The sequence below is a fragment of the Microcoleus sp. N9_A2 genome (genome assembly GCF_036701775.1).
Lineage (GTDB): Bacteria > Cyanobacteriota > Cyanobacteriia > Cyanobacteriales > Microcoleaceae > Microcoleus.
Genome location: NZ_JAUBRH010000107.1, coordinates 1 through 11,610, shown reverse-complemented (window position 1 = coordinate 11,610; position 11,610 = coordinate 1). Strand labels below are relative to the sequence as shown.

The 11,610-nt window shown below is 45.9% G+C and carries 10 protein-coding genes and 1 pseudogene; 7 read left to right on the top strand and 4 right to left on the bottom strand.

The window, feature by feature from the left end:
• Positions 1-263 precede the first annotated feature (263 nt).
• The 5 genes from rfbF to QUA44_RS29545 all read left to right on the top strand — a co-directional run bounded on the left by rfbF (position 264) and on the right by QUA44_RS29545 (position 5,147).
• The gene (gene rfbF / locus QUA44_RS29565) at positions 264-1,040 is read left to right on the top strand and encodes a glucose-1-phosphate cytidylyltransferase (RefSeq protein WP_333257194.1); all 777 of its coding nucleotides are present in this window, start codon (positions 264-266) and stop codon (positions 1,038-1,040) included.
• Between the two features lie 201 nt (positions 1,041-1,241).
• The gene (locus QUA44_RS29560; RefSeq protein WP_333257197.1) at positions 1,242-2,306 is read left to right on the top strand and encodes an acyl-CoA dehydrogenase family protein; all 1,065 of its coding nucleotides are present in this window, start codon (positions 1,242-1,244) and stop codon (positions 2,304-2,306) included.
• 84 nt (positions 2,307-2,390) lie between these two features.
• On the top strand, positions 2,391-3,122 hold the full coding sequence (locus QUA44_RS29555; protein ID WP_333257199.1) for a cyclase family protein: 732 nt from the start codon (positions 2,391-2,393) through the stop codon (positions 3,120-3,122).
• A gap of 178 nt (positions 3,123-3,300) precedes the next feature.
• Positions 3,301-4,047: a DUF1995 family protein gene (locus QUA44_RS29550; RefSeq protein ID WP_333257202.1), complete on the top strand. Its 747-nt coding sequence runs from the start codon at positions 3,301-3,303 to the stop codon at positions 4,045-4,047.
• Positions 4,048-4,376: 329 nt separating this feature from the next.
• A complete protein-coding gene (locus QUA44_RS29545; protein WP_333199212.1) occupies positions 4,377-5,147 on the top strand; it encodes a metallophosphoesterase family protein in 771 nt (256 codons plus the stop codon).
• A 440-nt stretch (positions 5,148-5,587) separates the two neighbouring features.
• Here the strand turns inward: QUA44_RS29545 and QUA44_RS29540 are convergent, their stop codons facing one another.
• Positions 5,588-6,439, bottom strand: coding sequence for a M48 family metallopeptidase (locus QUA44_RS29540; RefSeq protein ID WP_333257204.1), 852 nt, complete (start codon positions 6,437-6,439; stop codon positions 5,588-5,590).
• 373 nt (positions 6,440-6,812) lie between these two features.
• On the opposite strand from QUA44_RS29540, the gene QUA44_RS29535 reads away from it, so the two are divergent.
• Positions 6,813-7,337, top strand: a complete 525-nt coding sequence (locus tag QUA44_RS29535; RefSeq protein ID WP_333257207.1) for a DUF4330 domain-containing protein — start codon at positions 6,813-6,815, stop codon at positions 7,335-7,337.
• Positions 7,338-7,825: 488 nt separating this feature from the next.
• Here the strand turns inward: QUA44_RS29535 and QUA44_RS29530 are convergent, their stop codons facing one another.
• Positions 7,826-8,731 (bottom strand): alpha/beta hydrolase, encoded by a 906-nt coding sequence (locus tag QUA44_RS29530; RefSeq protein WP_333257209.1) that lies wholly within the window; start codon positions 8,729-8,731, stop codon positions 7,826-7,828.
• A gap of 529 nt (positions 8,732-9,260) precedes the next feature.
• Between QUA44_RS29530 and QUA44_RS29525 the strand changes: the two genes are divergently transcribed.
• On the top strand, positions 9,261-9,875 hold the full coding sequence (locus QUA44_RS29525) for a hypothetical protein (RefSeq protein ID WP_333257212.1): 615 nt from the start codon (positions 9,261-9,263) through the stop codon (positions 9,873-9,875).
• On the opposite strand, the gene QUA44_RS29520 is transcribed toward QUA44_RS29525, so the two are convergent.
• Both QUA44_RS29520 and QUA44_RS30855 read right to left on the bottom strand, forming a co-directional pair.
• Positions 9,843-10,817 (bottom strand): hypothetical protein, encoded by a 975-nt coding sequence (locus tag QUA44_RS29520; RefSeq protein ID WP_333257215.1) that lies wholly within the window; start codon positions 10,815-10,817, stop codon positions 9,843-9,845. The two genes, QUA44_RS29525 and QUA44_RS29520, sit on opposite strands and share 33 nt — an antisense overlap.
• A 463-nt stretch (positions 10,818-11,280) precedes the next feature.
• A pseudogene (locus QUA44_RS30855) lies at positions 11,281-11,397 on the bottom strand (transposase); the annotation flags it as partial.
• Between the last annotated feature and the right edge of the window lie 213 nt (positions 11,398-11,610).

Genomic DNA, 11,610 nt, shown 5'->3' with positions numbered 1-11,610 from the left:
CGCCCGTCCTTTTTGGACGGGCGGGACGCCCATCCCACAATAACAATTAAAATTGTAAGTTATTTAATTCGCGATCCCTAGGATTATTCATAAATAGAGGTAAATAGAGGGTGCTGGGCGCCCACCCTACGATTATTGAGAATAGTTCGTGATTTATGTGGTTTACAAAGCTTCACTTAGTATGAGAAAAAGTTAATAATTCTTTGACTCAATCACTGATGATTGATGATAAATTAATTTATCATCTTTAAAAAATTGAAAAAATGCAAGTAGTTATCCTAGCAGGTGGTCTCGGCACTCGTCTCAGAGAAGAAACAGAATTTCGTCCCAAACCCTTAGTTGAGGTGGGAGGCCATCCAATTATTTGGCACATCATGAAGATATATGCACACTACGGTTTCCAAAACTTTATTGTGTGCTTGGGCTATCGAGGCAACATGATTAAAGAATATTTCCTCAATTATGAAGCCATGAACAATGACTTTACTATCTGTCTGGGACGCCAAAATACCATCACTTATCACGAGGAACATCTCGAACAAGATTTTAATGTTACCCTAGCTGAAACTGGCGCGGAAAGCATGACGGGAGGTCGGGTAAAACGGATCGAAAAATATATTGATAGCGAGAATTTCATGGTGACATACGGCGACGGAGTAGCTGATGTCAATATAGACGCCTTGCTCGAATTTCACAAGTCTCATGGTAAGCTGGCAACTGTCACCACATTTCGTCCGATTTCTCGCTTTGGAATTTTGGATGTAGACAGCGATAGCCGCGTAGTTCAATTTTCGGAAAAGCCTCAAATCGACGGCTGGATAAGTGTTGGATATATCATATTTAACCGCCGGGTATTTGAGTATTTGGGGGGAGATGATTGTATTTTAGAACAGGAGCCTATGCAGCGTTTGGCGGCAGAGGGACAGTTGATGGCTTACCGTCATGAGGGCTTCTTCTTTGCGATGGATACTTTTCGAGAATACAAGTATTTAAACGAGCTTTGGGATGAAGGGAAGGCTCCTTGGAAAGTGTGGAAATAAATTAGTTGGGGCATTCTCGGTAAGCCTTTTATGGACGGGCTCTCCGGCCCGTTCCACAATAAATTTACTCTTTGTAGAACAGGCAAGATGCCTGTTCTTGAGAAGGGTGCAGACTGTGATGAAATAAGTTAGTTTTGGGGTCTATTTTTATGCTGGCTCACAAGATTTTAGAGAAAAATAACTATAAAATAATTATAAAAAATGGATTCCCAAGATATTCTCAACAGCACAGAAACTTACCTACAAAAGTGCGTTGCACCCCACGCGGAAATTATCGACAGCGACTCGGAAGCCCTAAAAACAGCAGTTGCGGGATTGGAAGATCGATCGCTCTTAGCATTGCGAGTTCCCCAAAAATGGGGCGGTGCCGAAATTTCACCGGATATTTTTTACCAATATCAGGAATTGACGGCTCGATATTCCGGCGCTTTGTGTTTTCTGCAAACTCAGCACCACAGCGCAACTGCGATGCTTGCCAACAGCGACAATGAAATGCTAAAAAGCAGATACTTGCCCGCGATCGCCCAAAAAGACTTACGCTTGGGTATTGGGTTTTCGCATTTGAGGCGATCGGGAAATCGGGCCGTCACCGCAACTCCCACAATAGCGGGCTATTTACTGTCAGGAAAAGTTCCTTGGGTAACAGGTTTTCGCTTGTTTCAAAAGTTTATTGTAGCGGCGGTACTTCCTGACAAACGCGCTGTTTTCGGTTTAGTGCCTTTTGCCAATATTGAACGCGAATCTGGTAAAATAGCTTGTAGCGAAATCATGCAGTTAATCGCCATGAACTCGACTAATACTGTGACAGCCACTCTCGATAATTGGTTGCTGCAGGAATCGGAAATAATTTCAGTTAAACCTGTCGGCTGGATTTCGGAAAACGACAGCAAAAATATATTGAATTTTGTGCCGGGTACTTTCGGCTGTATTCGAGCGGGATTGGATGTAATTGCAGCAGCGGCGGCTGCTAAGAATTCACCTTTTATAACGGCGGCTTGCCAAAAACTAGAGCAAAAGCTCGATCGGCTAAAACAGAATTTCCAACAATCTCAACATAGCTCGAAAGCAGAACAATTAGCGCTGCGAGCTCAAGCCATTGATTTAGCCGTGCGCTGCGGGCACGCTGCCGTTACAGTTTCTAGCGGTGGTGCTAACGGTACGTTGCACCCGGCCGGGAGAGTTTATCGAGAAGCTTTGGTGTATACTGTTTCCGGGCAAACAAATGATGTGATGGAAGCAACGCTCGATCGACTAATCGAATTTTAGATTTTAGATTTTAGATTTTATATTGAGTTCGCAGAAGGTCAAAAACTCAACTGTGTTTAATAAATAATAGATATATTTAACCTGATGACAAACAACTTTAAGTCAAATAACTTAAAAACGATAGCCTACAGCCAAATTATAGACTTAACCCATGCAATTCATCCCAACATTCCCATCTGGCCCGGAGATCCAGCCCCAGAAATTGCCACAGTAGCTCAAATAGAAACAGACGGGTATTTCCTGCGAAAATTCTCAATGGGCGAACACAGCGGCACTCACATCAACGCACCCAACAGCTTTTATGCAGGAGGCGCCAGCATTGATAGTTATTCCCCGCAGTCGCTAGTTTCCCCCGCAATTACGATCGACCTCCGAGAGCAAAGTCTTGCCAATCCCGACTACACTTTAACAATTGATGATATATTGACTTGGGAACGGCAGCACAAACTTATAGAACCTGGAAATCTAGTTTTATTGTATACTGGCTGGCAAGAAAAATGGGATGATGAGCAAGCATTTTTCAACCGAGACGATCGCGAAATTTGCCACTTTCCCGGATTTGGCAAAGCAGCAACTCAATTTTTGCTAGAAGAACGCTCTATCGCTGGAATTGGAACCGACACCCACGGAGTCGATACCGGGCAAGATGAAAGTTTTGTGGTTAATAAATTGGTATTGAAAACGCAGCGAATAGTGCTGGAAAATCTGGCAAATCTCGACTTGTTACCTGCGGCTGACTTCACTTTAGTTATCGGAATATTGCGTGTTTTGGGAGGTTCCGGATCGCCTCTGTCCGTGTTAGCTTTTGTTGCTTAATGCGGTAAAACTTACATCTTGCACCATGCTCAAGAACAGGCTTTCCGGCCTGTTCCACAAAGAGTGAATTTTCTTGTGGAACAGGCCGGAAAGCCTGTTCCTAAACAGGTAATTGAGAATGGTGCAATATCTCAGGTAAAATTAGATTGAGAGAAGTCGAGTAAAAACAATAAGATTAATGACAGAACTGCCCAAGGATCTCAACGAGGCGATCGCCCAATCCCGCATTGCCACCGCCGCTGCCCTCTCGGACGGGAAAACTCTACTGCAAGTCGAATTAGTATTTCCAGAAATCGCCCTGCAAGCACAGTCTATCGCCCTACAATTTATCCCAGAATTTGAGGAAATTCACTCCGGAGTCAAAGTCTTTTTTCCCGACACCGGTGCGGCAGCCCTCGCGCGCCGTGACTGGGGAGAAACACCGTTTAAAGTCACTGATTTGGGTAGCAGTCGCACTCCTGTTGAAGATAAAATTGCACCGGAAGATCAACTTTTCCTTTTGATCAATCCAGCAGCCGTAGAAGTGGCCCAAGTCGAAAAAATTTACATAGCTGCGGCCGGTCGCCCAGTAATTCTACTAAACCCGCGCCTGGAAGATGTTGCTACCATAGGTATAGGCTATGCGGGCCGCCAATTGCGCGATCGATTCCTCAGCAAAATCGAATCCTGCTACTATATCAGACCCCTAGACACTGCGGCTTTATTCCGCTGTTACCCCCAATCCTGGCAAGTCTGGCTGGAAACAAACGAGGAATACGAACTAATTTCTGAAACCGCCCAAAAACCTGTCGGAGATGATTTAGAGCGGATTTTAGCCAAAGCTATCGGAACCGCCGATCCTGACTCCACCACACCTGCCAAACCCCTAAAAAAGAAAGGTTTTTTGGCAGAACTCCAGACATTCCTCAAAGCTTTGACTCAGTGACAATCGTTAAGACTCGATCGTATTTTAGGGTATGTCAGCTAGGATTATTTTCGACTGAATCGGTCGGCTAATCGCTGATGTACCCTAAAGCGTGAAATAACTCAAAGCTTTGCCTCAGTAACAGCAGTTGCAGAAGCACAATGAACAGCTTGCCTGTGTTTCTATCAGTAGCTACGCAAACAGAGATTGGCGAGCTTTACACGACATTTATACAAAGCAGTATAATGGGTGACACCCCTCCACCGTAAAAGAGGGGAGGCAAATAGCAGCAAAATCAGATGCTATAAGCTAGAGATGGGGCTTTTGAGTCAGGGAAGCGGATAAACACAATGGAGCACCGGCGCATTGTTATCGGGGATGTACACGGGCATTACGACGGCTTAATGACCCTGCTAGAGGCACTTGCCCCCAGCTCGAACGATCGCGTCTATTTTTTGGGAGACTTAATCGATCGTGGCCCCAAAAGCGCTCAGGTATTAGATTTTGTGCAGCAAAGCCCCTACCAAACTCTGTTGGGCAACCACGAACAACTGATGCTGGAAGCTTTGTCGGGGACACCGATGGATATGCGAGCGTGGCAATCTTGGCTCTACAGTGGCGGCGATGCGACAGTAGCGAGCTACAGAGATACAGGGATGATGCCGTACAAACACTTAGAGTGGCTGCGATCGCTCCCCACGCACCTGGATTTAGGGGACATCTGGCTGGTTCACGCCGGCGTTGACCCCCATCTGTCGATCGATGAACAGTCGATCGAACAACTTTGTTGGATTCGCAGGGAATTTCACACCATGTCGAAACCCTATTTTCCCAATAAATTAATTATCACCGGTCACACGATCACCTTTACCTTTCATGGGGTCAGACCGGGCGAATTAGTCAGGGGCGAAGGGTGGTTGGACATTGACACGGGTGCTTATCATCCCAAAAGCGGCTGGCTGACAGGATTTGACCTCAGCTACCGCAGAGTTTATCAAGTAAATGTATTTAACAATCAAGTCCGAATTTTGCCCTTTGACGAAGTTGTCAGGCAATTGAAGCCGCAGCCGATTGCACCCCCGCAAGCTGCGATCGATTCTATTGTTCAACAGCAGTGTTAAATCAAGTTTTCGGTGTAGGGTATGTCAGTTTTAGTCCGATCTATCTCACATCTTGCACGATTCTCAAGAACGGGCATCTTGCCCGTTCCACAAAGAGTAGATTTTCTTGTGGAACAGGCCGGAAAGCCTGTTCCTAAAAGGCTAATTGAGAATGGTGCAAGATGTCAGATATATTAAGTCGAAATTAACCTGCTTCTGACGTACCCTAGTAACTGGATTTATTTTTTAACGAACTGCGAAGATGCGAAGATCGCGAAGTTAAGAAAAGAGAAGAGAGCGCCTGATATCGTTTCCGGTAGCATCGGAATTATTAGCCAAAATTAGGACACGCCAGTGCCGTGTCCCTACAATATTATTATTTTCGGTAGGGACACGGCATTGCCGTGTCCTCTATATCATGTATGAGTGCAACCGGAATTGATATGACTGATTTACATTTGCTACGAACCTAAAAGCCTGCGGATTTCTAGCCTGTAATCCTCATTATCCAAACCTTCACCGCTAGCGAGATCCGGATCTATAGCCTGCGAAATAGCAGCAATACGATCGCCAGTTGCCGGGTGAGTGCTCAAAATGCTAGGAGGAGAAGGCTTGTTGAGCAACTTTTTCATAAAATCAACCATCCCAGATTGAGCGTAGCCTGCTCGCCCCATAGTTTGCAATCCCAACTGATCCGCCTCATACTCAGCTTGGCGACTGTGGGGACGCCGCAAAGCCAATTCCACCCCAATCTGAACCGCCTGAGATCGATCGAGCCCTGTGGCCGAAGCTACACCTGAAGCTATGGCCATTTGACGCATTTGTTGAATCGCGTGGCGAGCATTAATGTGAGCGATTTCGTGGGCGATCACACTGGCCAATTCTGCCTCATTGTCCGCCGCTGCCATTAAGCCTTTATTCACATAAACAAAACCGCCCATAGTTGCAAAAGCATTAATCGCGTCGTCGTCAATCACTTGAAAAGTATAAGGAATATTGGGGCGAGTGCTTTCTTGAGCGAGTCGTTGACCGATGCGGTTGATATATTCTGTAGTGTCCCGATCGCGGTCAATCTTAAACTGGCTACTGGTCAACTGCTGATTAATTTGTCGGCCAATAGTCACCTCTTGGCGATCGGACATATTCGACAATTGAATAACTTGAATGCCTCGAAAAATCAGTTCGGGCAACGAAAATGCTTGAGTCGGTTCCGGGGAAACCACCCAGATACCTGCAGCCACAATCAGGGATAGAAACAGATAAATCCCCCGGCCACAAGTACGCCGGCAAGTCAACCAAAAACTTTTTAACATAAGTGATAGGTGCCAGAAGTTAGATAAAATTGTAGGAAAAACTCGAAAAGTCACTAAATAGGCAGACGTAATTTGAGGCTGCTTAGTTGCTATTCTAGCTTTTTGTCAATTTTTAACGGCGCCACCAGCTTCTGGGCGAGCCGCCTGTCGGCCAACCAACCGCCGTCAACTGCCTTCTGGGTTAAGTGCCCCAGTCATGCGGATTTTGGGCGATCGTTGTGGTAATATCTTTTAGCTTCAGGACTTACGCATCAATAAAGTATGTCATTGCCAGCGGTAGCTCAGCAATAGCAGCATCTGTTTTTCATCGATGTCTGCGTAAGTCCTGAGCTTGTAAACATACTCCTGTCGCTATCAGTATAATAGGCGATTTATGAAAATTTTGGATTCTCAAGGCCGGCTGTTCGGCAAACTCAGCATCCTAGACGTAGCTGCTGCTCTAATCGTACTGCTAGTTGCAGTCGGAATCTTCTTCTTTCCCGGCACTTCTGGCGGTTCCGTGGCCCAAGTCGGCGCCAGTGTCAAACCTGTAGAAATCGATGCAATTGCGATCGGTCTCAAAGGAACAAATGTTCAAAATTTGTTCAAACCCGGTGATAAAATCAATGTGGTGATCCGCAATCAACCCTCCGGTCAGATTACCATCAAATCTGTCAAAACTCTCACCAGAACCCTAGCAGTTCCTCAGCCCAACGGCACTCTGAAAGCTCTCCCCGATCCCAGAGAAGAAGAAGCCTTCAGCAAAAATATGATGTTTACCTTAGAGGGAAAAGGTCAACTTACTGAAAATGGCCCGGTTTTAGGGAATACGAAAGTCAAAATTGGCACTACGCTAGAGCTTGAAGGCAATAAGTACATTTTCAACGCCAGCGTTATCGACGTGCGAGTCAAAGAATAATTAATAGTCATTAGTCAGTTGTCAGTTGACAGTTGATAGTTGACAGTTGACAGTTGACAGTTGACAGTTGTCATTGGTGTCAAATTCCGACTAAAATTCATGATAAATCTCGCTTCTAGCAGAGTCTAGATCCCCCCTAGCCCCCCTTAAGAAATGGGGGACAAGATTATTGTCAAAGTCCCCCTTATTAAGGGGGACTTAGGGGGATATAGACTTGGATATAAACGAGAGATACAGAGGTCTTTAGGATTAAGGAATGAGAATTAAATAACTTTCACAAGTTTGTGGGATGGGCGTCCTGCCCGTCCTTTTTGGACGGGCAGGACGCCCATCCCACAATAACAATTAAAATTGTAAGTTATTGAATTCGCGATCCTAAGTTGAGATCTATGGGTAGTGGGGAATTAATCTTCCTTCTTCCCTGGAAACTGGAACGTCTATCCGTGACATCCGTTTGCATTCGTTAAAAAATCCGTTTCCGAACTTCTTCACGCTTCCGAAAGCAATTTTAGATATTGCCGAATTAAGCCAATAGTCACAGCGGGAATTTCTAACTGCGGAGTCAAACCTACGTTTTCCAGAGGTTGAAAAACTTTGATTGCTTCCGGGTTGAGGTTGGCCAACCGCTGGCCGATATCGGGCCCGGTAAACTGCGATTTTTCTCCCCAAATAATCGCTGTCGGCGTTGTTAGCTGAGTGATGTACAGCGACAAATCAAAGCACAAATCTCCCCGCACAAAAGACAGGGCGGCATATTCTGCATTTGGTTCCAAAGCAGATGCGAGGTAAGCATCAACAATTTCTTGGTAAACGCGACGCGAATCGGCAAATTGGCGTTGTTCTAGGAAGCTACGGATGCCACCGTCTGTGGCGATTCCGGTACTGTAGAGCAAGCGGTCTAAAATCGGCGTGTTGACTAGCTTAGCGAAGAAACTGCTGCCGTAATCTTGTCCGAAGTCGGACAAACCGCTGGGTATGGTCAAAATTAGGGATTTGAAGAGATCCGGCCGTGCGATCGCAGCTCGAATCGCGATCGCCCCTGTTAGCGAAGAAGCAATCACCTCTGTCGGACTGCCACAAGTTTTTTCTAGAAATTCGATCAAGGTTGTGATATAATCTTCCACCTGATAATTTCTTGCCGGATGTTCAGATCGCCCCCAACCGATTAAATCCGGTGCTAAAATTCGATATTCTGCCGCAAAAGCCGGATAAACTTTAGACCATTCGTAGGCACTCGACCCGCCACCAAAACCGTGAAAAAATACTAAGTTTGGTTGATTTTCCGAAGTTGAGGTCGGCAACCCCATCCAAGGCATTTTTTCAGCAGTGTAGTAAACCATTCTGCCGAGAGAAGTAACTATTGATCGCTGACCGAAGCCGAGGGGTACAAGCATAAACTAACCTCAATCACTGTTATATTTTAGATTTTTTTGAGCCGCCCCGTCTTTGTTTAAAAAACTTGCAAAGCTGGTGGCGTTTTTGTAAAGATTGAGTAATGATTTAAATCTATTTTAGTACAGGTGAAGCGTGAAACTACAGACAGCAAGTAAGTTTTGCGATTTGGGCAATTCGGCTGTGTAGTTATCCTTACCCTTGCAAACTACCGCCGATCGGAGATAATAGCAAAATGATGGGTAAGACCCCTCAACAAAATAGAGTCTGTTCGCCAACCGCGAAAGCAGGCGCTCGGAAAGGGGGACTATTAGAACTCGCTTTCAGTCAGGTGGCAGGTTGGCCGACGCTGGCCAATCACAAATCATTAATCACGATATTTTGCGGAGCAGTGGCTTTTGAGGTCGAAAGTCTTTGTTGGAGGGCGGGCGATGGGGTTTCGATTCCTAACTGCAGGTTTGGCAATCACTGGCCTCGCCGTTATCAATTCCAAAACAGAAGAAACAACTAATCTCAGGGAGGTCTACTAAAATGCAACTGCTCAGAAAACGGGATCGCGAGGGTTTTATGGTTGATGCGAAAAGTCTTCAATCTGACGGGTTGGCAGAATTTGACACAGCCTGTCGAAGCATGGATTTAAACGGCAAAAAGTCTTTTGTCGCCACTCCAGAACGCTCAGGCGCAGGGTCAGAGGTGCGATCGCGCGCCACAGTACCTGCGATCGTCCGCGTAGCTTTAGAAGACTTGAAATGCTTTGAAGTAGTAGAACACCAGTTTGCACATTGGGGGGTGACTTTTAGCAATGCCGTCGCCATCCAACCTTCAAACCCAGCCTTTCTCACGGGTTCTGGGGCAACAGTGTTAATGGGGGCCCCCAAAAGCGGACTGATAGAAGTAACTTTTAAGTATCCAGTTCGCTGGGTGTCGGGACTTGTCACCAGTTCGCGACGAACTGTTTTATCTGCTTGTGACATTGACGGCAACCCAATTGTTCAGGATGAAATGCCGGCGCCCAATCTGGTCGGGTCTAATTCTCCGATCGCCCCTAGGGCTCCCCTGCGCGTAAAAGCTCGGAATATTCATAAAATTACTTTTTACGCTTTTGACGGTCAGCTAATAGTCGATGACTTGATGTTTGGATTTTAAAGCCGTGCCATAAGTAGCATCCCAAGTCTGCAAACCTTCGAGAAGGGCATTGCGGACTAAAGCTTCTGGTTCCCGACTCAGCATCAGGCGAAAGCACTCGGCAGCGTGGGAACAGGCGATTCTCTTCCTTGGCGTAGCCCCCGTAGGGGCGGGCTTCGCTAACGAACTTTTGACAGAGCTCACAGGGCCAAACCCACCCTGATTCACCAAATCGGTGATTTGCCGCACTGCAATCAAACGCTTCACGGGGTCAGCATCAGTCAAATCCGCCAAGATGCGATCGAGCGCCACTTCATCTTTTGCGGCCCCCAGACTCAACCCTTGCCGCAGCAACAGCCCTGCAATCGCGATCGTCCCCAAATTCTGCAAAATCAGGCTCAAAGCCATCCAGTGGCTGCTTGAGTCAGCCCAAACCCCCAAACTCATGTAAGCGCCCAAGGTAGCCATGGCACCGGTGCCCACGGCTAAAACGAACCGGCGGTTCGGGCCCTCCCAAAATTGCTCGCTTTTCGATCGCAGCAATTGCCAGTCCCACGACTGCCCTCGGTAAACCAGCATCATCGCTGCTATCCCCAAGCCTGTGGAAAACAGTAACTCACTGTTCCACCACCCCCAAACTGCTGCCAGGGTGACAACTGCCAACCAACCTTTCGATCGAATCAAGCTCTCTAGCAGCCACTTGAGAAAGGCGGTAGAAACCACAGGCGATCGGGCCCCGGAGGTCTTACCATCTGCCCTCCGGCGCATTGTTTCGGCAGTCCGGCCTGTGGCTGTTGGGGTTCCCGGCGGGCGATCGTCCGAACTAAATTCCCTCAAAGCTTGGCCATCAGTTATTTCTAAGGACAATTCGCTCAAGGGGAGATTACCTAGTTCCAAAGTGCGATCGGACACTTTCACAGGCGATCTATTCAGCTTGGTTGTAGTTTTTTTAACTTGATTCATACTGACTTTTTTGAAAAATAACTTAAAGTTATCCAGGCTTTTTTAGCACTGATTTAGATTCTCGGCAAACAAGGTCTAAGACTCTATGATACCCTAAATTCAAACCCGTGACGAGTACCGCAACTGCGCCGAATTCCGACAAATCATTACCAAAAATATAGCAATCCTCGCATCATTCGTGAATTTCTTACTCCCTCAGAGCGAGTTCGGGGAGGGTTGGGGTGGGGTAAAAGATTTACGACTCCTGCAAGGATTGCTATAGAGCTATTGAAGATATTTAAGAAAAGCACGACAGGTTAACAGCGAATATTTTTGCATCAATCTTGAGACAGAAAGTCGATCGGAGTTGGCATGATGGCAAAAAATCGAAATTTTTAAATTTCAGAAAATAGGGGAATTTTGAGTAATTCAATTTGTCCGCCAAGAAATGCAGGCTCTCCTGAACTTGTGGTGATAATTTTATCTAATCAGAAAAACAAGCTAATACGCGATTTCTAAAATTATTAAAATTAGAAAAGCCATATCCTTGCCGCATTATCAACTTGATTCGATTGTTGATTCCTTCCATGACTCCACTTGTTGTGCGATTAAGAAACTAATTGCAAATACCCTCAAAATGATTCTCAATTGTTAATACAGATTATCTAAAAAATACTTGTGCATGATTTAGCCATTGTTTGATTTTTTTTTGCCCTTTTTTGACGGTCAAATTAGTCTCATATATTTCTCTAAATTCTTCTTTCATCTCATACGCAATTCTCAAGCATTCTGATTTGCCTAGTGTTGATTCCAA

Excerpts from the sequence above, each read along its gene's own strand:
- rfbF (WP_333257194.1), top strand. The coding sequence starts at position 264 with ATGCAAGTAGTTATCCTAGCAGGTGGTCTCGGCACTCGTCTCAGAGAA.
- QUA44_RS29560 (WP_333257197.1), top strand. The coding sequence starts at position 1,242 with ATGGATTCCCAAGATATTCTCAACAGCACAGAAACTTACCTACAAAAG.
- QUA44_RS29555 (WP_333257199.1), top strand. The coding sequence starts at position 2,391 with ATGACAAACAACTTTAAGTCAAATAACTTAAAAACGATAGCCTACAGC.
- QUA44_RS29550 (WP_333257202.1), top strand. The coding sequence starts at position 3,301 with ATGACAGAACTGCCCAAGGATCTCAACGAGGCGATCGCCCAATCCCGC.
- QUA44_RS29545 (WP_333199212.1), top strand. The coding sequence starts at position 4,377 with ATGGAGCACCGGCGCATTGTTATCGGGGATGTACACGGGCATTACGAC.
- QUA44_RS29540 (WP_333257204.1), bottom strand. The coding sequence starts at position 6,439 with ATGTTAAAAAGTTTTTGGTTGACTTGCCGGCGTACTTGTGGCCGGGGG.
- QUA44_RS29535 (WP_333257207.1), top strand. The coding sequence starts at position 6,813 with ATGAAAATTTTGGATTCTCAAGGCCGGCTGTTCGGCAAACTCAGCATC.
- QUA44_RS29530 (WP_333257209.1), bottom strand. The coding sequence starts at position 8,731 with ATGCTTGTACCCCTCGGCTTCGGTCAGCGATCAATAGTTACTTCTCTC.
- QUA44_RS29525 (WP_333257212.1), top strand. The coding sequence starts at position 9,261 with ATGCAACTGCTCAGAAAACGGGATCGCGAGGGTTTTATGGTTGATGCG.
- QUA44_RS29520 (WP_333257215.1), bottom strand. The coding sequence starts at position 10,817 with ATGAATCAAGTTAAAAAAACTACAACCAAGCTGAATAGATCGCCTGTG.